Origin of the sequence: Paenibacillus sp. IITD108, assembly GCF_036541265.1 — a bacterium.
Lineage (GTDB): Bacteria > Bacillota > Bacilli > Paenibacillales > Paenibacillaceae > Pristimantibacillus.
In genome coordinates this window covers 17,116-37,837 of the sequence record NZ_JAZHCT010000006.1, presented here as the reverse complement: position 1 = coordinate 37,837, position 20,722 = coordinate 17,116, and the positions used below count along the sequence as shown (strand labels likewise).

The 20,722-nt window shown below is 45.4% G+C and carries 15 protein-coding genes; 6 read left to right on the top strand and 9 right to left on the bottom strand.

From position 1 onward, the window contains the following. The first annotated feature begins 44 nt into the window (after positions 1-44). Complete coding sequence (locus V1L65_RS06950; RefSeq protein ID WP_331698384.1) at positions 45-1,043, top strand: ABC transporter substrate-binding protein; 999 nt, start codon at positions 45-47, stop codon at positions 1,041-1,043. A 124-nt stretch (positions 1,044-1,167) separates the two neighbouring features. Here V1L65_RS06950 and V1L65_RS06945 read toward each other — a convergent pair whose 3' ends face one another. Further along, entirely contained in the window at positions 1,168-2,586 is a 1,419-nt protein-coding gene (locus V1L65_RS06945; RefSeq protein WP_331698383.1) for an extracellular solute-binding protein, read from the bottom strand. A gap of 219 nt (positions 2,587-2,805) precedes the next feature. Between V1L65_RS06945 and V1L65_RS06940 the strand changes: the two genes are divergently transcribed. The 4 genes from V1L65_RS06940 to pdxS all read left to right on the top strand — a co-directional run bounded on the left by V1L65_RS06940 (position 2,806) and on the right by pdxS (position 6,862). Continuing rightward, entirely contained in the window at positions 2,806-3,801 is a 996-nt protein-coding gene (locus V1L65_RS06940; RefSeq protein ID WP_331698382.1) for a hydroxyacid dehydrogenase, read from the top strand. 226 nt (positions 3,802-4,027) lie between these two features. Continuing rightward, positions 4,028-5,173 carry a histidinol-phosphate transaminase gene (gene hisC, locus V1L65_RS06935; protein WP_331698381.1) on the top strand — a complete coding sequence of 382 codons (1,146 nt, stop codon included), beginning with the start codon at positions 4,028-4,030 and terminating at the stop codon, positions 5,171-5,173. 16 nt (positions 5,174-5,189) lie between these two features. After that, positions 5,190-5,933 (top strand): YggS family pyridoxal phosphate-dependent enzyme, encoded by a 744-nt coding sequence (locus tag V1L65_RS06930; RefSeq protein WP_331698380.1) that lies wholly within the window; start codon positions 5,190-5,192, stop codon positions 5,931-5,933. A 47-nt stretch (positions 5,934-5,980) separates the two neighbouring features. Continuing rightward, positions 5,981-6,862, top strand: coding sequence for a pyridoxal 5'-phosphate synthase lyase subunit PdxS (gene pdxS / locus V1L65_RS06925; protein WP_331698379.1), 882 nt, complete (start codon positions 5,981-5,983; stop codon positions 6,860-6,862). 25 nt (positions 6,863-6,887) lie between these two features. Here the strand turns inward: pdxS and pdxR are convergent, their stop codons facing one another. Continuing rightward, a complete protein-coding gene (gene pdxR / locus V1L65_RS06920) occupies positions 6,888-8,321 on the bottom strand; it encodes a MocR-like pyridoxine biosynthesis transcription factor PdxR (RefSeq protein ID WP_331698378.1) in 1,434 nt (477 codons plus the stop codon). 83 nt (positions 8,322-8,404) lie between these two features. Further along, a complete protein-coding gene (locus V1L65_RS06915; RefSeq protein ID WP_331698377.1) occupies positions 8,405-9,385 on the bottom strand; it encodes a Gfo/Idh/MocA family protein in 981 nt (326 codons plus the stop codon). Between the two features lie 183 nt (positions 9,386-9,568). Between V1L65_RS06915 and V1L65_RS06910 the strand changes: the two genes are divergently transcribed. Beyond that, a complete protein-coding gene (locus V1L65_RS06910) occupies positions 9,569-10,822 on the top strand; it encodes an ROK family transcriptional regulator (protein WP_331698376.1) in 1,254 nt (417 codons plus the stop codon). Positions 10,823-11,601: 779 nt separating this feature from the next. Here the strand turns inward: V1L65_RS06910 and V1L65_RS06905 are convergent. The 6 genes from V1L65_RS06905 to V1L65_RS06880 form a co-directional block, all read right to left on the bottom strand. Beyond that, entirely contained in the window at positions 11,602-13,032 is a 1,431-nt protein-coding gene (locus V1L65_RS06905) for an extracellular solute-binding protein (RefSeq protein ID WP_331698375.1), read from the bottom strand. A gap of 39 nt (positions 13,033-13,071) precedes the next feature. Continuing rightward, positions 13,072-14,112, bottom strand: coding sequence for a dienelactone hydrolase family protein (locus V1L65_RS06900; protein ID WP_331698374.1), 1,041 nt, complete (start codon positions 14,110-14,112; stop codon positions 13,072-13,074). Between the two features lie 16 nt (positions 14,113-14,128). After that, positions 14,129-15,940 carry a hypothetical protein gene (locus V1L65_RS06895; RefSeq protein WP_331698373.1) on the bottom strand — a complete coding sequence of 604 codons (1,812 nt, stop codon included), beginning with the start codon at positions 15,938-15,940 and terminating at the stop codon, positions 14,129-14,131. A 20-nt stretch (positions 15,941-15,960) separates the two neighbouring features. Then, positions 15,961-17,202, bottom strand: a complete 1,242-nt coding sequence (locus V1L65_RS06890; protein WP_331698372.1) for a DegT/DnrJ/EryC1/StrS family aminotransferase — start codon at positions 17,200-17,202, stop codon at positions 15,961-15,963. Positions 17,203-17,243: 41 nt separating this feature from the next. Continuing rightward, on the bottom strand, positions 17,244-18,932 hold the full coding sequence (locus V1L65_RS06885) for a hypothetical protein (protein WP_331698371.1): 1,689 nt from the start codon (positions 18,930-18,932) through the stop codon (positions 17,244-17,246). Between the two features lie 86 nt (positions 18,933-19,018). Beyond that, a complete protein-coding gene (locus V1L65_RS06880; protein ID WP_331698370.1) occupies positions 19,019-20,629 on the bottom strand; it encodes an ABC transporter substrate-binding protein in 1,611 nt (536 codons plus the stop codon). Positions 20,630-20,722: the final 93 nt, after the last annotated feature.

Here is a 20,722-nt window from a genome sequence, read left to right as displayed (position 1 = left end):
CTATTGAGAATGATTTTCATAAGGGAGAGGGAGTTGGCAATATCATGTTGTCCGTACTTAAAAAAAGAATGAACTGGACGGCCGTTGCAACAATGCTGGCAATAGCAATTATCGCATCAGGCTGCGGTCAATCAGGCACATCCAATAATAAAGGAGCTTCATCTGAACCGAGCAGCAGTCCAAATGCAGGAGAAGCGCGTCAAATTACACACGCGATGGGCACTACACCTATTACAGGAACACCTAGCCGTGTCGTAATCCTTACTAATGAAGGAACAGAAGCTTTGCTGGCACTTGGTGTCAAGCCTGTCGGAGCAGTAAAGTCATGGACAGGAGACCCTTGGTATGATCATATTAGCGCAGAGATGGAAGGCGTAACCGTCGTTGGGGATGAAAGCCAGCCGAACCTGGAGCTGATTGCTAGTCTTGAGCCTGATTTGATTATTGGCAATAAATTGCGTCAAGAAAAAGTTTATGATCAATTAAACGGAATTGCACCAACCGTGTTCTCTGAAACATTGCGCGGTGAATGGCAATCAAACTTTATTCTATATGCAGATGCGCTTGGCAAAAAAGCAGAAGGTGAACGAATAATTGCTGATTATGATAAGCGAACAGCTGACTTTAAAGCAAAAGCTGGCGACAAGCTGAATCAAAAAGTATCAGTTGTTCGTTTCATGGCAGGCAAAACACGTATTTACTTAAAAGATACATTTACTGGTGTGGCATTTTCTAAGCTGGGTATTACCCGTCCAGAGCACCAGGACAAATATACAGACACTTTTGTTGAAGAAATTACGAAAGAGCGTTTGCCTGAAGCAGATGCAGACCTTATCTTCTACTTTACTTATGAAACAGGAGACGGCAAAGGCACGGAGATGGAGCAGGAAATGCTGAAGGATCCGCTATGGCAAAGCCTTGATGCAGTGAAAAATAACAAAGCGATTCGCGTGAGCGATGCGATTTGGAACACGGCTGGCGGCGTGCTTGCTGCAAATCTGATGTTGGATGAGATTTACCAAATTTACGAAATTCAGCCTTAAATGAAAGGCAGTAATAATTGTTGCTTATAAAATAAATAGGGGCTGTCCTATAAGTCATGAACATGACGGGGATGGCCCCTTTTTTAAACGATTGTTATTTTTTGTCGCGGCCCTCGGCTTTACTCTACGATTTACTGTCATGCGCTTCAAGCTGTGCCTTTATCTTCAGCTTAATTCGTTCAACAACAGCCTCCCAGCTAACCATTTTAGCCCAATACAATTTAAGCTCTTCACGAATGAGCATAAGCAGCTCAGACGCTATATTCAACTCCTTGTAGGTTGAAAACGTCGGAATAATCTCGCGATACATCGAAAACCGCGAAGGCCTGTTTTTCAGCTTTTCTTTGCCCGACCATTCTGCGGCTGAAGCGAGCGCAGGAATACTTAATGTTTGCTGTCTGATATACAGCTGTGAATCATAAGACATTAAAAAGTCATAAAACATTTTGACGGCCGGTTTTTGGTCTGAAGCTTTGCTAACAGCAAGCCCGATAATAATTAGCAACGTTTTCGGATCATTCAAGTAGGGCAGCGGTGAAATGTCATATTCAAAGGCAGCTTCTGAAATAGCATTTAATCGCAAATAGCTTGCAATAATCATCGAAACTTTTTCATTTAAAAACAACGTTTCCACATCGGCATCATTTTCTGAAAAGTAATTCGGAAATAGCTGATCGTCTTGAATCAGCCTGTTGTATTGCTCAAAGCTTTGCCGAAATAAAGGATCATCGAGGCTTGTATAAGCATCATTTGGTCTGAAGCTGAAATTGTTTTGCATTAAAAAGATCGGCCAGCGATTTTCTGATGGTACATGAAAAAACAAGCCGTAGCGTCCGGGCGGCTCGGACAAGGCACGGCCCCAGCGCTGAACATCCTCCCAGGTCCAGCTGCTATTCGGCTCGGGAACATGCTTTTCCCGCAGATGCTCTTTGTTGTAGCAAAGGACTAGTGGGCTAAAAATAAAAGGCTGTACATATAAACAGTCATCCTTTAAAAATGGCTCCTGCAAAAAGGAGTAAACATCATCCGACAGATTTAATGGCTCTAGTAGCTGCTCTTTAGTTGGCAGGTGGTCATAGTCAGTCAAATTAATCGTAAGCAAATCAAGATTTGGCAATAAATCCTCAAGCGCAGATTTCTGTAACTTGGCGGGATCATTAATACGAATTGGCACTACTCGAATATTAGGCTGCTGCTGATGGAATTGATCAATCAAGTGTAAAATTTTGGCTTCATTAAGCAGCGATTGATAGTAACCGAATTTAATTGTTGTTACACTCGTGCTGCTGTTTGCGATCACCTTTGCGCCAATCCGCGGGATATTCTCGATCAGCCCTTCTTGAACAAGCACTTCGAGCCCTTTACGAAGCGTATTTTTACTTAAGCTGTATTCGGCTCCGAGCTCCGGCAAGGATGGCAGGAAGCTGCCGATTTGTCTAGTTCCGCTTACGATCTCTTCTCGAAGCGTGGTGAGCATAGCCTCCAGTCTGAATCTTGAAGTAGGTCTGACGGGAGCTTGCTTTGTCTGTTTATTGTTATCCATGATCTTTCTCCTAGCTCTATTCATAAATTGCTGTTATAGGTTCAAATGGTTTTCATACATGTTTATTATATCAGATTTTGATCTACTGGATCATATTTTTATAAAAAATTACGGTTGACATTTTGGTAAGATAATAAATATAATGACCCTAAGTGACCCATTGTCAAAAAGATTTCATTTGCTATTCATATAAGATCAATAAAGGACGGGTGAAGCGATTTGAGCAGACTGAAAATTGTTTTTTTACAAAGAAAGACGTTAATTGACCGCGTGTTTAACGAGTCGCATATGAACAAGCTTCGTCAGCTTGGGGATGTTGTACTGCATCAATGGGAAGATTTCTTAACAAGAGAGCAATTAATTGCACAAATAAAGGATGCTGATATAGCGATTACTTCCTGGGGAGTAGACAAGCTGGATGCAGAGATTCTCGGCCAAGCACCTAATTTGAAACTAGTGCTGCATGCCGCAGGAACCGTGAAGGGGCTCGTATCCGATGAGATGTATGACAAAGGCATCCGTGTTATCTCCTGCAATGATCCATTGGCAAAAGGCGTTGCCGAGACGGCGCTTGGGCTTACGATAAGCGCGCTTAAGGATATGTGGAGAATTGTTGATCATACGAAAGCCGGCGGCTGGGGCGAGTTGAATCGAGTCCGTGAACTGTATGGGCTGAAAATAGGCGTAGTTGGCGCAGGTCGCGCAGGCATCTATTATATTAATCTTTTACGCCATTTCGATGTCGATATTATGGTCTATGATCCCGTTCGTTCAGCAGAGCAAATCGCAGAGCTTGGCGGAGTAAAGGTTGAACTGGATGAACTGCTTGCTGCTTCGGATTTAATTTCTATTCATGCTCCGACGTTGCCTGAGACGGAGAAAATGTTTAATAAGCGGGCGTTTTCATTGATGAAGGACGATTGCGTAATCGTCAACACAGCTAGAGGTGCTTTAATAGATGAGGAGGACCTGATTGAAGAGCTTCAAAAAGGAAGATTTTTCGCTTGCCTGGACGTTACCAATCCAGAACCGCCAACGGTCGGTTCGCCGTTCCGTACCCTTCCGAATGTTATTTTAACCTCTCATATTGCAGGAGCGGTCAATAATGGCTTGTATAGAATTGGAGAATATGCGGTTCGCGAGCTGGAAAGATACTTGAACGGCGAACCATTGGATGGCGAGGTTAGACAGGAGCAGCTAAAAACACTGGCTTAATAAGATATTACATTTAGAAGCCTGAAATCATAAATAATGGCGACAAATGCGCCATTCTAAAAGACGCCGATCAGGCGTTTTTTTGATAGCTTATTCAAGTTATGGATTGCTCAGCAACTTCATTTTGGACCGTTTTATTATATCCATTAACTGATATACTCGTGTCAACGCATCGAGACTTTCCAAGAATCGGCATCAGCGCGAAATGACAGGAGGTATAATAACCATGCTAAAGCCCAAACCCAATATTGCTCAACTGCCTATTTACCAGCCTGGCATGCAGATAGATGAGGTTAAGCGACAGTACGGCTTAACGGATATCGTCAAGCTGGCATCCAATGAAAATCCGTTTGGCAGCTCGCCCAAAGCTATGGAAGCAATCCAAAAGGAACTGGAGCATACTCACCTGTATCCGGACGGTAGAGCCTATAACCTAACGCATAAGCTTGCTGAAAAATTACACGTAAAGCCTGAGCAAATTATTTGCGGCGCAGGCTCCGATGAAATTATATTGATGCTGGTTCGCACTTATTTGGCGGCAGGGGATGAAACGATTATGTCGGTGCCTACCTTCCCTCAGTACAAGCATAATTCAGAGATAGAAAACGCGGTTTGTATCGAAGTTCCGCTTACGCCAGACGGCCGGCAAAATCTGGAGGGGATGCTGGCACGAATTACAAACCGAACCAAGATCGTATGGATTTGTAATCCGAATAATCCGACCGGCAAGATTGTGACACAGACTGAGGTGGAAAGCTTTCTAAAGCGAGCACCCTCAAATGTGCTCGTCGTTATGGATGAAGCTTATAATGAATATTGCAATAGCGCAGATTACCCGGAAGGGCTAAGCTTGCTAAATGAATATCCGAATCTCGTTATTTTAAGAACCTTTTCTAAAATATACGGGCTTGCTTCTATGCGTATTGGCTATGCAATTGGTCGGCCGGATGTTATTCAAACGATTCAGCAGGTAAGAGAGCCCTTTAATACGAGCAGATTCGCGCAGGCGGCAGCACTGGCTGCACTTGAGGATCAGTTTTTTATTACCGAGTGCCGAAAGCGTAATTGGCAAGGTCTCATTCAGCTTTACTCCGGGTTTGACCGTTTAGGTTTGTCCTATTATGAATCGCATGCCAATTTTGTATTGGTAGATGTTAAGCGTCCGGCTGAGGAAGTGTTCCAGGAACTGCTGGAAAAAGGAATTATTGTGCGCGGAGGTCATGCACTTGGCTTCCCATCCTGTATACGGGTTTCGGTTGGCAGTACCGAGCAAAATGATACGTTTTTAGCTGCTTTGGAGCGTGTACTGCAGCCTGTAGAACAGTTGGAACAGGAAAAGCGGCAGCATACTCCTTTGTATGCAGATAGATAGGAAGGGTGGAGAGAATATGGAGCATCTCGTAGTCGAAAATCTTAGAACAGTAAAGCGCGAGATGGAAGCGGCGTGCCATGCTGCAGGCCGGAACATTGAGGAAGTTAAGCTTTTGCTGGCGACAAAAACCGTTACATTGGAAAAGCTGAAAATTGCGATGCAAGCGGGTGAAGTGCTATTTGGCGAAAATAAAGCCCAGGAGCTGCGCGGCAAATTCCCGCTTATGGAGCAATACAATAAAGTGGAGTGGCATTTTATCGGCCATCTGCAGACGAATAAGGTTAAGGATGTTGTTAAGTATGTGACGATGATCCATTCCGTTGATCGGTTGAAATTAGGTCTGGCCTTGCATCAGCAGTTGCAAAAAGAAAACAGGACGATGGATATTTTAGTACAAATCAATACGTCCTATGAGGAGAGCAAATTCGGCGCACCGCCAGAGATGGCTCTCGAGCTGGTGGAGCAATTAGCACAGTTTGATACATTGAACATTAAAGGCTTGATGACGATTGGAAAACTCAACGCCACAAACGATGAGACGAGGCATTGCTTTCGCTTGCTGAGGTCCATTCAAGAGCAAATTATAGGCAGAAATTTCCCTCGTGTTGAAATGGACGTTCTGTCTATGGGAATGTCAGGCGACTTCAAGGTAGCTATCGAAGAGGGGGCTACGATTATTAGAGTCGGGACAAGCGTATTCGGGCAGCGCTATTTGCCTGACAGCTATTATTGGAATGAGCATGCTCGAATTGACGATTAAATGAAATAACATAAAGCATTTATCCTAAAAAACAGGGGGAAATACAAATGAATACAGGTACAGATACAGTAAAAAGAGGCATGGCAGAAATGCAAAAAGGCGGCGTCATTATGGACGTTATGAATGCGGAGCAAGCTAAAATTGCAGAAGCAGCCGGCGCTACAGCAGTTATGGCGCTGGAGCGGGTGCCTTCCGATATTCGTGCGGCCGGGGGAGTTGCCCGTATGGCTGATCCGACGATTTTGGAAGAGGTTATGAAGGTTGTTTCTATTCCAGTTATGGCCAAGGCGCGGATTGGCCACTATGTAGAGGCAAAAGTGCTTGAAGCCTTAGGAGCAGACTATATCGACGAGAGTGAAGTGCTGACGCCAGCGGATGATATTTTTCATATTAGCAAAAAAGAATTTACCGTTCCTTTTGTGTGCGGGGCCAAAGATCTTGGCGAAGCGCTGCGCCGCGTACAGGAGGGAGCGGCTATGCTGCGCACGAAAGGGGAGCCGGGGACAGGCAACATTGTCGAGGCTGTGCGGCATTTGCGCCTGGTGAATGGACAAATTCGCAAGGTGCAGTCGCTTTCCAGGGATGAGCTTTATCATGAAGCCAAACAGCTTGGCGTTCCGTATGAGCTGCTGCTCAAGGTACATGAAACTGGCAAGCTGCCAGTCGTCAACTTTGCTGCGGGCGGCGTAGCGACGCCATCCGATGCTGCCTTGATGATGCATCTGGGCGCTGACGGCGTATTTGTAGGCTCAGGCATATTCAAGTCTGATAGTCCAGAAAAGTTCGCACGCGCGATCGTAGAAGCTACAACACATTATGATGACTTTGCATTAATTGCAAAAGTATCGAAAAACTTGGGAACACCGATGAAAGGAATTGAAATATCAAGCTTGAGAGAGCATGAGCGAATGCAGGATCGCGGCCAGTAAATAGTTGTAACATAAAGAGCTGCTTCTATTGTAGAAGCAGCTCTGCGAATTTATAAATACCTTCTTCGATTTGTGATTCATCAACCTTGGCAAAGCCAAGCACCCAGCCTTTACGATTACTCTCAAGGCAGTATGTGCTGAGCGGATACACGCGTATGCCCTGCTTGAGCGCCTCGTTCGTAACCGATTCCTCATCAAATGACTCCTCTGCCTCCAGCAGCATATGCAAACCAGCTTCTACGCCGCTTAATCGAAAACGATCAGCCAGGCCAGTTGCGATAATCGCTCGTGACATCGCTTCATGCCTGCGGCGATAGATGTTGCGAACCCGCCGCATATGGCGCATGAAATGACCGCGGTCAATGAAATGAGCCAGTGTTATTTGCTCCATAATAGGAAGATGACGATAGGTCAGTTCGTGAATATGTCCTAATTGGCGGATGGCAGCCTTTGGTCCAACAATCGCCGACATGCGAATACCTGGTGCAACCATTTTGGAGAAGCTCATCATATACAAAGTATTGTGCGGCTGCTGGCTGAACAAGGTGGGCAGCGGATCTCCTCGATATCGGAATTCACTGTCATAATCATCCTCAACGATCCAGAATTGCTTCGACGATGCCATATGAAGCAGCTGCTGCCTGCGCGGCTCCGTCATAATGACGCCTGCGGCACATTGATGGGAAGGCGTAACAAAGGCAAGCTTCGTTCGCGGGTCAATTCGATCCACTTGCAATCCATACTCATCTACAGGCACAGATATGACATTCATCCGCCTGTTATTCATCGTAATCCAGGCAGCTGGAAAGCCCGGATCCTCAACAGATACGACATCGCCTTCATGTAAGAGCGCCTGTGCGATCAAATCCATGCTATGCTGTGCACCCGATGTAATCATGATTTGATCGGTATGAACGTGAATGCCGCGTTCTAGCGACAGATAGCGCTGAATTTGCTCGCGCAGCGGCAAATATCCGAACGTGTTGCCATAGGACCAGACGGAGACATCATTTGCAGCAGCTGCTTTATTAAAGGCATGCCGCCAGTTTTTTTGAAATTGCTCGTCCAAATAAGGCTCATGCGGAGTAAAGTCGATATGAACAGGGTGCTCAGGCTTTCCTCGAAACCAATTTTGAAATTGTCCCAAGGCATCCTTCAGATCAGGCAGCTCAGGCGATGCCGGCTCTTGCTCGGAATTGGCGTCCCTGAAGCTGCTCAAATATGTCCAATCGCTTATTCTTGTTCCGCCCCGCCTTGAAGTAACGGTATAACCCCGGCTAAACAGCTCTTCGTACACAATCTGGATAGTGGAGCGGGATACGCCAACTTGCTCAGCGAGCTCACGAGTAGGAAGCAGCAATTCTCCAGGCGGCCATTTGCCGGTTGTTATATTATGAATGGCTTGGTCCAGCAACTGCTGCCAAATCGGTCGTTTGTCGCTTCGATTCACTATAAGCATAAAGCTCGCCCCCAAGCAGAACTAATGGATACATTAATCATACTTGGCTTGATACTATCATGCGGCTGCTGCTAAGGCAATCCTTAATCGGCAATCGCTTGATCGTGACTCGTTTCCTCAGAACGGTACATCGCTTCCACAACGGCAATGATGCTGCGTGAATACTCCATCGAAGCGCTTGGCGCGATACCTTCCTCTATGTATCGAATTAAATCATTAAATTGCAGGACGAAGGGTGGAGTGGAGCGGTCGACAGTGACTTCTTCATATTTTTGATCTTTGCTGATCCATAAGCTTTCACTTGTGAGCAGCTTTAGCTTTCCATCGGTAAATATGATTTCTGTCTCATTTTTTGATGCGCCTTTATAGCCGGATTGGCATATCGTTGCTGGAATGCCGCTTTTTGTTCTCACCCATGCAATACCGCTTCCTTCGATATCGCCTTTGCTTCCGTAATAGCTTACGGATGCTTTTGCTTCTACAATTCGGCTTCCAGTGAGCAGTTGAATTTTATCAATGGAGTGCGAGCCGAGATTCATGAAGATGCCTCCGCCGGCTTTGTTTTTTTCGAAAAACCATGCAGGTCTTTTATCCGCGTAATAATTAACATGTCGCGTATCTTGGATCATAACGAGCTGGCCCAGCTCTCCGGAATCAATAATAGCTTTGGCTGCCAGATTTTCCGGGATATAATGCTGCGTATGTCCGATCATCAATTTGACACCTGCAGCTTTTACTGCCTCAATAATATCGTCACATTCTGCCGCATTCATTGCCATAGGCTTTTCCAATAGGATATGACAGCCTTGCGAAGCAGCGAATAAGGCAGCCTCCTTATGAAGGAAATGAGGGAGCGTAATGACTGCGATATCCGGCTTTTCTACCTCCAGCATCTGTTTGTAGTCCGTATACGGCTTGATTCCATATCGCTGTGCGACATCATTTGCTCTCTCCTGAGACAGATCAGCAACGGCAACCGCCTGCAGCTGATCCATCATTTGACATGCCTCGAAATGCTGCGCTGAAATACCTCCTGCACCAACGACTGCTACTGTATAACCCAATTTTTACTCCCCGCTTTCTAACGAAGTTTGCTGAGTTTCTGGCTGCAAGTCTCTACTTTCTGACTCTATTGTAACTGCCCGTACACAGCTCGACAATAAAAGCGTATGTCTTTAAGTAGTCTTAAAGGCAGTATGAATACGGATAAGATATGCTTGTGTTAAACTGTAAGGAGGTACACACGGTTGAAAACTGCGACAAGTACTTTGCAACGACAATGGTTTATTTTGTATATAAGGGTGAAAACAACTATGTCTGAATCGAAGGCAATCTATTTGCAAAAGGTGAAGTTCAATAATATATCTAATGTATTGTACAAAATATGGGAAAATGAGGCCGTGTCGAGAATTGAGCTGGTGCAGCTGACGGGTCTCACTTCAGGCACGATTACAAATTTAACGCATGAGCTTATCACATACGGGTTGATTAAAGAGTCGGAGGCTGTTTCGGAATCAGTTGGGCGTAAACGTGTTAATTTGCGCTTTGATAATAGCCGGTATTTTATTATTGCTCTTGATATTAGCCGCACATCGATCGGCGCAGCTTTGAGTGATCTTAGCGGGCATATTATAGAAAAAGTAGAATACAGCACGGAGGAGATGGACGATCCAGAGGAAGTGCTGGCTTTAGTAGAGCCATTTGTTCATAAGTTATTGAAGCAGGTTGTATTGGATAATCACAGTATTATTGGTATTGGCGTAAGTATACCGGGGCCGATGGATCTGGCTGCAGGCAAGCTGCAAAGCCCTCCTAATTTTGGAAATTGGGCTCATTATCCCATTCGTTCAGTATTGGAGAAGAAATTTGGCAGGAGAGTCATCATTGAGGACGATTCGAGAACGTCAGCGCTGGCTGAACGATGGCTCGGCATTAGCAAAGACGGAAAAAAAGACAAAAACATTGTATTCGTATCGATGGGTATGGGAATAGGTGGGGGAATTATCCATAACGGTCATGTATTGCGGGGAACAAACGGTTTGTACGGTCAGATTGGACAGATGAGCCTGATGCTGGATGCGCCTGCAGCTGGCATTAGTCCCAATCATGGCTGCTGGGAGGACTTGGCTTCTATTCCCGGGATTTTGAGACGGTGGGGTAACGAGGGAGACATTACAGTTTTTATGGAAGAGGTTGGAGAGAAGAAGCCAGCGGCGGTAAAGGTGTGGGAGGATACACTGCGTATGCTGGAGGCAGCACTAGTTACTTTGTATAATGTGTATGATCCTGATGTTCTTGTGCTTGGCGGCAAGCTTTACCCATACATAGTTCCCTATATGGATGCTGTAACAGAAAGTGTGAAGGCGCGCGTGCATGAATTTATGGTCGATCGTATTCGAATCGAACCGTCTTCGTATGGCAACGAGCAAACATTGGTTGGCGCAGCAGCGTTAGTGCTGGGCAATCTGCTTGATCATCCGCAGTGGATACTAGAAGGCTGAAGACAGGGCACAGATCGCAGACCATAGAACCTAGACATAGAATATATTACACAGATCATAGAAAGCAGAACACAGATTCATAGAATACATAGAGAGCAGAACACATTTAAATGTTAGTAGATTTAATTTTAATATCCGTATTTTCATTAGATAAGCACAAGTGAGTACGTTTGGGCGCTCTGACGAATGCTGGAATAGAAACAAGTGTATCTTCGTACGACCTGGTGTAACCTGGTAGGGGTAAGCCTGTAAAAGTGCATCATTTTTTTAGAATTGACTCAGTTTGAAGAGGGGACCCTGCAAATATACATAATTTTTTTCTTTTTTATCTAAAAAGGGATTTACACCCCTATAAATCCTGCATAATCGCAGAATTTTGGGCTGATAGCAACAAAATGGAGAAATATAATGTATTTTCGCTTCATTATTGGAACCCAAAGTTGAAAAGTTCAGGTTCTACATACGAAATCTCCTTTTTCCTTTGGTAGGCTTATCGAAAAAAGACGCTAAATGCATTTCATGCATCTTTTCCTTTTAGAATTCCAAAAAAGCCAATTTTATCAAAACTAACTACATGAAATCAGTATAGAAGGCATAGGGGCGTAGCTTACTTGATGTATTCTACATGAACATGAGCTAGAACATTAACATGAATATGAACTTGAATATGAACTTGAATACGAATATACCAGGTGCCGTTAAGTGGTTAGTCAATGATAAACTAAAAAAGCCCTCCTTAAACTGCAGCTCACACTGACGTCTAAGGAGGGCTTATCTTGTTAGGAATGGATGGCAGGCTTCTCATTAATAAGCTCTGCAATACGCTCGCACGCATCCTCAGGGCTTTCAATATTCATCCACATCAGCTGCATTTCATCTCGTATGCGCTCCATTTGGCTAATGGACAGATGGAGGTCGACAAGCGGCTTGGCGTAAGGAAGGATTTCCTTAAAAATATTGTAGTCCTTAGGATGTATTTGCGGATTGAGCAAATTATCGTTTTCGGCAACCTGCTTGCGGGCCGGGATCGTACAGCCCATCTGCTTAATCAGCGTTTGCGCTTCTTCGTTAACCATATAATCGACGAAGCTTTGAACAAGCTTGATGCGGTTGCTATGCTTATTAATACCGAGTCCGCCGCCAAGCAGCAATGTGCCTTCCGTACGCTGCTTTGGAACAGCACTTACATTCCATCTGATTGAGCTGCCTCTGAATTCGTTCATAAAGTAGTAAGTAGTGAGTATCATTGCAACTCTTTCTTTAACGAAGATCGTCTCGGCAAGAAATTCGCTGCCATGGGAATAGATGGGCGAAACTTGATCCTTATACATCAGATCGAGACAGAACTGCAGCGCTTCAATCGTGCCGGGATTGTTAATCGTGCAGCTGCCATCCTCGGCGGCCATGCTGCCTTCGTTCTGCAGCATAAATACAGGCCAGCGATGCTGGGAGGAGGAGAAGCAAAATCCGAAATGATCGATTCGATTGTCGCCATCCTGATCCATCGTGCATTGCTTGGCAGTTTCCAGCAGCTCTTGCCAGTTGGCGATAGAGAATGGCTCCTTAATGCCTGCTTTCTCAAATAATGCTTCGTTATAGCATATGACGACTGGCGAGAACAAGAATGGTGTCATAATGGTTTGGCCATCATATTTGAACAGATCGAATATTTGTGGATAGCTGTCAGTCTCCGGATTCAGATGATCCGAAAGATAAGGGTGCAGCAGCTCCGTCTTGTTTATATCCAGCAGCTGCCGATATTGGCTGTCCGATACCATGAAGACGTCCGGGCCTTCGCCGCTTTCAATCATATGAACAAGGGTGTCTATATAACCGGCTTCAGAAATGATAGTCAGCTCGACATTGGCAAATGGCTGCGACGCTTCATACTTTTTAATGATTTCACGAACAATATCAATCTCGTATGAAGAAGAGAACCAGGCCAGCTTGATTGTTTCTTTAACAGCCAGGCCATTTTGCGGAGCGATGACTCGATTTCCTTTGCCGGAAATTTTTTCAATAAGGCCTTCTTCAACTAATTCGGCCAGCACTTTGCGAACGGAAACACGACTAAGCTCATATTTCTCACTAAGAGTGTTCTCAGGTAAAATAAATTCATCTGGTTTAATCGTTCCGCTTAATATTTCGCCGCGGAGATCATCTTTAAATCTTTGATATCGTACGGTGAAATCATCTTTTCTACGTAGCACAATTAACCCGCTCCTATACTTTGAATCAGCTTCCTTCTATTATATACTAAAATCTTCCTGCAACCAATGGTCTAAAAAGCGGTAGCTTTGCTCACGGATAGAGGCCGGGAAATCATGCCCCTCATTGCCTAGCAAGGAAGTATAGCATTCCGCTTTGCCCAGCCATTCATATAATCTGTGAACGTCCAGAGAAGCGAAGGCAGCTGCTTGCCAATTTGGAAAAATACGATCATTTTGTGTAAACCAGTTGAAGATCGGCTTGGGAGCAGCTAGTGCCATAATTTCGTGATATTCGAATGGAATCTGATTCTTATTAATATCATCGGTCAAAGCCGGTATATGTGAAAACCAATCCCGCTGGCCCCAGCGGTTCGGTTCAGGGTCCTGCATAAAGGGGCAAAATCCGCAGCTGGATACGACTGCTTTGATGCGATCATCAACCGCCGCCAGGAAGTAAGCATTATATGCGCCTAACGAATGCCCAATAGCGCCTATCCGGCTGCTGTCGACAAAAGGGAAGGTTTGCAGCAGCTCGAGGCCTTGCTGGTGATCGTGAATCATTTTGCCTACAGCTGTGGATTGAGGAAAGGCTTTATAGAAGGGAGCAGTTTGAAATGCTTCTGCGCCTTCATAAATCCTTTCGCCAGCTGTTATCGTATCCGGCGCCAGCACGACGTAGCCTCTGGCAACCAGCTCCAGCGCGTAACGGCGATTGTCTCTGCCTTGCTCAGTAGCGATATCCGCCTTGCCAAGCGCATCGGTAGGGTGAAGGGCAAGGATCGTCGGATATTTCTTCTGTGCGCCATGAAGCTTGACGCTAGTGCCTGGAACAAGCAAAAAGGCGGTTACCCGGTCGCCAAAACCTGTATCATAAGATAAATGCAGCCTGACATGGTCCTTTTCTTGTTGTTCGGAATGGATCGTATAGACGGGAGCAATCAATTCAGGCATATAGCCAATATATTTGTTCCAATTATGTGCAATCCGGCTGCGCTTTTCATGCCAAGCCTCCGCGTCAGGACAATTATCAATCAAGCGGGGGAAGGTATGCTCCGTCAGCTCAGACAGGGTATAGCCCATCGTAATTTCACCTCATTCAAATCGTATAGCTCCACAAATGCGTGGAAATTGCAAAAAATAATCGTTGCTTATATTTGACGAAACCTGCCGTAATAATGCCTGGCGGCACGGCCAGCAGCTCTGGCTCCAGCGTAGCTAAAGAAATAGTGAAAATACCTTTGCTCAACACGCCGTAAATTTTATTTTCCTCTTTATCCAGCTGCCAGCTTTGTCTGACGATGCTGCCCCATGCAGATAAATCCTGTTCGTGAAGCAGCTGCTCATTCACGGGATCCCATACCATATATCTAGAGCATGATGTTAACGTATGAATTCTGCCAAGCCCATCAACCAGCAGCATAGAGTATTCGCGAATACCGCTGCGCAGCGCCCAGCGCTTATGGACTTCCAGTGTACGCCAATTCAGCTGATAAATAAAAGCTGTATCGGAAGCCGGCTCAGCGCCGCCGGGCGTTTCTACACTTGTTCCACCGATAATAAAGCCTTGCGGCATCTCGGAAAGCGCTACTGTACTTTGCTTAGCTACCAATTGATCATGCTGCAATACGACTTCCTTGCCAGTTGGCAAATGATAGATTGCCAGACCGCCGCCGACCATGCCATAGCCTGGAAAACCGCCATAAGCAATATGCTCTCCGTCACTGAGCGCGACAGCGCTGCGCGGACGATGTATCTCTATATGCTCTGTTACGCATTTTGGATTGCGCCCAGCAGCATTGTTATTTTCAATTTGAAGCGGTTTTGAAGTGTCTATCAAGTGAAGCCTTCCATGAGTATAGGCGGCTCCAGCGATTATATTTCCTTGCACAGCGTAAGCTGCTATATTGCCGCCTGCGCCGTGCTCGATAGCTTTAGCGCCCCAATTTGTTGCCGCTGGCTTCTTTTCCTTTGGATCAACGGAAAAGAAATGCAGCGGATGATTGGAGGTGCCGTAAATAATTTGATCGGGTCCAATCACGAGAGGCGATAGCATGGCGCCATTAGATTGGTATTGAAGCTTTATTACTTTTACATCCTGTGTTTGATCGTTTTTCAAAATGAGCTCATAGTCGGACAAGCTATGCGATACGAGCTTCCAATTGCCAGGCAGCTGTCTATGGAATTTGCTAAAGCTGCTGCCATGATAGAGTGAGGGAGGAAGAATAATCTCTTCTATTTTTTCGCGAATAATCCCTTCTTGCAGCCGGAACCAATCATCGCCCATTTGGGCAAAGACTTGATTGTTTGGTCCTTGCCGTACAAGTCCGATTCCGTTACCCCGATATTGCTCGGGCAGAAGCTGATTGATTTGTCCATTTTTCTCCGGATGCAAAGCCATTATATTTTTCTGTACCGTCCCAGTTCCTACGTATACCCAGCCATCCTTATCGACTGCCATATGGGACGGATACTTTTGTTCACTGTCAACGCTGCCTAATGATTTGAATGCTTGTGTTGAAGGATTATATTGATAAAGCTGGCTGCGCGGATAGGTCGTCACATAGATCAGCCCATCTGCGCTTTCTGCATAGCTGAAGCCGCAAAGCTCATCTGCAGCATCGGTTTGCATAGCGGCCACATATTCCAGCTTGAATGGATCGAAAGCATAGAACATAACGCCTGCGCCCATATACAGCATACCTTTGCTGCAGCTGAACGTATCATAGGGATAATCATCATGCTCGTTAGGAAAGGGAAGTTGCCGGCACTCGCCTGATTCAGGCTGGACGACGACCAGGAAGCCCTTGGCAGCAATAACGATACGGCTTTCTCCTTGTAAATTGGTGCATACCGCTGCTGTCCTGGATTCAACAGCATCGACTGGAATGCCTAAATCAACAAATTCCATGCTGGCAACCTCTTTCTTCATTAATGTTTCTTATAATGGCGGACGACTTTGCGGATCGCCGCAATCGTCTCTTGAATATCTTCGTCGCTATAAAACTCGCTAATAGGCACTTGTACTGCAGTGCGCAAAATATTTTCGGCCTCCGGGCAATCTCCGCGGTTATACTGAATATCAGATTGGTCAAATGGGAAATGACTGCCCAAGTAGGCTTGTTTATTTTGGAACATAGGCTGCATGTACACAACGTCAGGAATATAACCCATGCGATTTGCAATGCCTTCTGCAGAAAGAGCTTCACAAAACTGCTCGCGTGAGCAGTTCAAAGCGCCGTCTTTCATTCTGAACATATAGAACCAGTAGGTGCAAGTGCTGTCTGCAGGAATTTTCATGACAGTCAGCTCATCCAAATCGCGCAAGCCTTCATTTAGAGCTTCACCCAGCACGTTTCTTCTTTCGCAAATCCAAGGCAGCTTTTTCAGCTGTGCTATGCCGACAGCGCCCTGCAGCTCTGTCATGCGGTAATTGGGCGCCAGGCTGCTTGGAGTCCGGTTAAGATCGTTGCCCATGCGGCGATAGTTTTTATCTGCGAAAGCATGGGTGCGATGATAATCATCTTCAAGGCCGGAGTTTACCGTGACAATACCGCCATCGCCTGTGGAAATATGCTTGAAATCATTTGTGCTGAAGCAGCCGTAGTCACCGATTGTGCCGACAAGCTTTCCTTTATAAGTCGTTAAATAAGCTTGTGCGCAATCTTCTATAACTTTCAGATTATATTTCTTCGCTATTGCCATTATAGGATCCATATCGCATGGATTGCCAGCAAGATGAACAACAACGATTGCTTTTGTACGAGGAGTAATTCGCGCTTCAACAGATTTGGGATCCAAATTGTACGAATTCGGCTCTAAATCTGCAAAAACAGGTATCGCATTTTGATATAAAATGCCGATCACAGTACCTTGATCTGTAATTGGGCTGGTAATAACCTCGTCGCCAACAGTAACACCGGCCGCGCCTAGCGCTACATGAATAGCTGCTGTGCCTGAGGAGGCGGCTACACTATAAGGCACTTGGTACATAGCGTTGAAATCAGACAAAAATTGCTGAACCTTGTGGCCGAAATGATAGAAGAGCGTATTTTGCTCCAAAGCTTCAGCTAATTGCTTTAATTCTTCTTCCCCAAAACGCTTGCCTGTGCCAAATGGCGTAGTTTTCGTTTTTTGTCCGCCTAAAATAGCTAGAGTGTTTTCCTTCTCCACGTAAGTCACCTCATCCTATTTAATAACAGTATGGTTGAATTTTAGTTAATGATTGTTTTTCTGCAAGGCAAGCCGTAAATCAACGTCAGCTCGCTCTGAGCGCTATTATCGAGACCGGAAATTACTGGCGTCCACACGACCGCATTGCTCGCTTGTGCCGGGTTAAGCACTTTAATTTCACCATTATCGCTCACGCTGTTGATTTTCAGCTGGCGCTTGGCCTGCGTCCAATCCGTAATTTGTTTTCCGGTCCAGAATACAAAGCCTGCGGCTTTTGATTGTTTAATAACAGAAATAATGGCTTCTCTTACTTTAGGCTGCTGCAAAATATGAACCTGATGAAACAGGAAGTGGGCAACCCCGTTCACTTGCTTCACTCCTTCGAGAAATGGCGCAATGACACTGCTGTCTGCCAGCGTGCTATGATCTAAATCCTGAGTGAGGAAGCCAATTTCCAAAACGTTATACATCCGGTTTTTTTGATCGGACCATGCAATCGGATAATAGGGGTGGCAGGTGCCGAATGTAAATCCGATATTGCCTTTTTTACTTGGCCCGCGTGATTGGTCAGAAGCGATATTATAGCGTTCGCACCAGTCGAACAGCTCGCCCCAGCCTTCAAAGCGCGTATAGTGATTTTTATTTGAGGTTACTTCAGACATATGAGCTGCTGATTTCAGCCAGTTCAGCTGTCTTTCAAACTCCTGTTCGTCCCAAAACCCTTTGTCCAGAGGAAGTGCATTATAATGGAATGCTACCTCGTGACCGTCTTCTCTCATTTTATCGTATATATGCGGGGAATAGCCCGGTTCGATCATGCACCAGGTCGACTGCACATTTTCTTCTTTTAAAACCTTCATCGTAATTTCAGCCGATTCATCGATATTATGATCGCTGTCATGCGAGATCATAGCAACCTGCTCGATTCCATCCGGCCAATAGCCGATAAACGGGATTGTCAGGCCTTGCTTGGCAGCGGTATGAAGCAGATGCCCAATCCATGCGTCTCTCCAAAAATCAGCGTAAGGATAGGCAAAATAGGACATGCCTGACGCAGTTGCAAGGCGATCGTATTCCCAGTCCTGCTGCAAATCATCGTCAGCTTTCAAAATCCAGTCATCTACCGCACCTGTTCCGTCTGGAGCAGGGATGCCATCCGTTACGATCGGCACAGCTCCTTGCTGCAATCTGACTACAGCCGCCGGAATATCGATTGCCCAGCGTTCAAATCGGCCATTGCCAACCGGAAAGCTGTTTAATACAGAACCTGCATGCTTGCCATCGGGCTCATGCTCATGAATACTTCCGATAGCCTCTCCTTGCCCTTGAAGCTCCAAAGAAGCCCAAGGCTTGTAATCGAATCCGCGAAGCAGGGGAGTGGATTCAGCTAGCCATGCAGCTTTTAGGTTGGCATATCCTGTTGTAATTGCCCTTGCAGGGCGAAAGCCCAGCCGATTAGCAAATGCAGAAAGATTGGCAAGCGAGATGACGATACCGCCTTGCTGCATGTAATCCCATACGAATTCTGCATCATCCTTGCTTTCGCTTGGAAGTGCAGCAATGACGATATCAAGCTCTTCAAGCTTAATTTGCGATGCGGAATCAATAACAGCAAATGCAATGCCTCTATGATTCAGCACTTCTTGAATATAATGTTGAAAGACGTTGACGCCATAGCGGTGTCTATGTTCCTCAGCTTCTTTGTCTATCCATACTCCTATTCGAGCCATAGGCATCGTTGTCACAACCTTTGGATTTGATGATAAAAAATATGTTGGGCTTACAAAGCCCAACATATTTTTTGAATAATGCAGGCTTACTTCCAGATACGCTCTGTGTAGCCGCGAGCTTTGATTTCAGCGTTGTATTCAGCAATAATTTTGGAGCCGCCGCGATCCATATATTCTTTCACTACAGCATCCCAATCAGAGATAGGGCGGTTGCCGGTAATCATTTTTGTTTGCTCGTTCATAAGGAACTGTTGCAATTCAGCACCAACTTCTCTTTCAGCAGGGGAGATAATGCCTACATGAGGTGGATAGTAAAGCTTAAACTTTTTGTTGATATCAACTAGCTGTTGTGTAGCTTCCTTTAATTGTGGAACGGCATAAGCATTCGGATATTCAGGGTCATCATTAGCTGTAATCCAGTTCGTGTTGTCAAGGAAGTACAAGAATGGCTCCGTACCTGCTGCAGGATCATTTAGAGCAACACGCACTTTGTTCTCATCAAGCTTGTAGCCTACACCTTCATTTCCGTAGAACCAGTCAAAGTCTTTATTGTCCGAAGAGTTTTTGGACGGCTGGTAGTATTGACGAGAGAAACCGTGAATTTCCAGCATTTTGCGAACTTTATCCGGGTTGTCAGCAAGCTTGGCGTTAATTGCAAGCATTTTGGCGAAGCCGGTGCCTGCTGTAAAGCCTTGAGAACCGTCCGGTGCTTTGAATGGCTCAAGAACCACGAACTCAGCGCCTGTATTAATTTCAAGAAGAGCCTTCATATAGTCTTGGGACATACCGCGCGGCGCAATTAGAAAGACGCCAGCTTTGCCGGAGTAGAACTCATTGTTCGTGTCAGCCCAGTTCACAACTGCGAAATCATTTGTAATTGCTTTTTCTTTGTACAGATCATTAAAAAATTGAATCAGATCTTTTCTGCCTTCGGAAATTAAACCAGGGATGTAGTTGCCTTCAGCATCTTGGTGATACCAAGTATCATGCTGCCAGTAAGGTCCCATAGAGAAGGTAGGGTTAATGTCTTGACCCATTGCCAGACCGTAAGTGTCGTTTTTATTGTTTTTATCCGGGTCGTTTTTAGTAAACGCGATCGCTACTTCTTTCAGCTCTTCGTAGCTAGTTGGAACTGGTAGGCTCAGGTTATCGAGCCAGTCTTTACGTACGAAGAAGGATTGCGATTCTACCGGCGCCCAAGTAGGGATACCGTAGATTTTGCCGTCAATTGTGAATGGAAGCCACAGCTCATCCGGAATTTCCTTCAAGTAGTCAAACTCTTCGATGAAATCGTTAAGCGGTAAAAATGCTTTTTGGTTCGCCCAACGGTTGAATAGATCCATATTCGTATTACGGAAAGCGATTTGGTCCGGCATGTTGCCGCCAGCAACCATGGCTGTAATTTTTTCTACAAAGTTTTCGTTAGGTATTTTTTCTGCAAAATAATCAACGTTGAATTTTTCATTCAGCATTTGCTGGCCGCGGCCGTCTTTTGGCGGCGGATTGCCGAAGATGTATGTTGCACCGGTAATTTTGTATTTTTCTTCAGGTTTTTTGGTTTCTTCAGGTGCTGCCGAGCTGCTTCCTTCGCTGGCATTTGGCGAGCTTGAAGGCGCTGGTGCCGGCTTGGATGAACAAGCTGCTGTAAATACCAGCGTTGCTGCTGCTGCAAGCATAAGAGATTTTTTAAACTTCATTGTCTAGATCCCCTCCATTAATTTGTAAGCATAATGTTTAAACCTGATAAAACATGTTTCAAAGTATAGGGATACGGTGATTTGCTCTTGCAA

What these genes read in the sequence shown, in the direction of transcription:
- V1L65_RS06930 (WP_331698380.1), top strand. Translation starts at nt 5,190, where the DNA reads ATGGAGCATCTCGTAGTCGAAAATCTTAGAACAGTAAAGCGCGAGATG.
- pdxR (WP_331698378.1), bottom strand. Translation starts at nt 8,321, where the DNA reads ATGCTTATAGTGAATCGAAGCGACAAACGACCGATTTGGCAGCAGTTG.
- V1L65_RS06885 (WP_331698371.1), bottom strand. Translation starts at nt 18,932, where the DNA reads ATGGCTCGAATAGGAGTATGGATAGACAAAGAAGCTGAGGAACATAGA.
- hisC (WP_331698381.1), top strand. Translation starts at nt 4,028, where the DNA reads ATGCTAAAGCCCAAACCCAATATTGCTCAACTGCCTATTTACCAGCCT.
- V1L65_RS06900 (WP_331698374.1), bottom strand. Translation starts at nt 14,112, where the DNA reads ATGGGCTATACCCTGTCTGAGCTGACGGAGCATACCTTCCCCCGCTTG.
- V1L65_RS06945 (WP_331698383.1), bottom strand. Translation starts at nt 2,586, where the DNA reads ATGGATAACAATAAACAGACAAAGCAAGCTCCCGTCAGACCTACTTCA.
- V1L65_RS06950 (WP_331698384.1), top strand. Translation starts at nt 45, where the DNA reads ATGTTGTCCGTACTTAAAAAAAGAATGAACTGGACGGCCGTTGCAACA.
- V1L65_RS06895 (WP_331698373.1), bottom strand. Translation starts at nt 15,940, where the DNA reads ATGGAATTTGTTGATTTAGGCATTCCAGTCGATGCTGTTGAATCCAGG.
- V1L65_RS06880 (WP_331698370.1), bottom strand. Translation starts at nt 20,629, where the DNA reads ATGAAGTTTAAAAAATCTCTTATGCTTGCAGCAGCAGCAACGCTGGTA.
- pdxS (WP_331698379.1), top strand. Translation starts at nt 5,981, where the DNA reads ATGAATACAGGTACAGATACAGTAAAAAGAGGCATGGCAGAAATGCAA.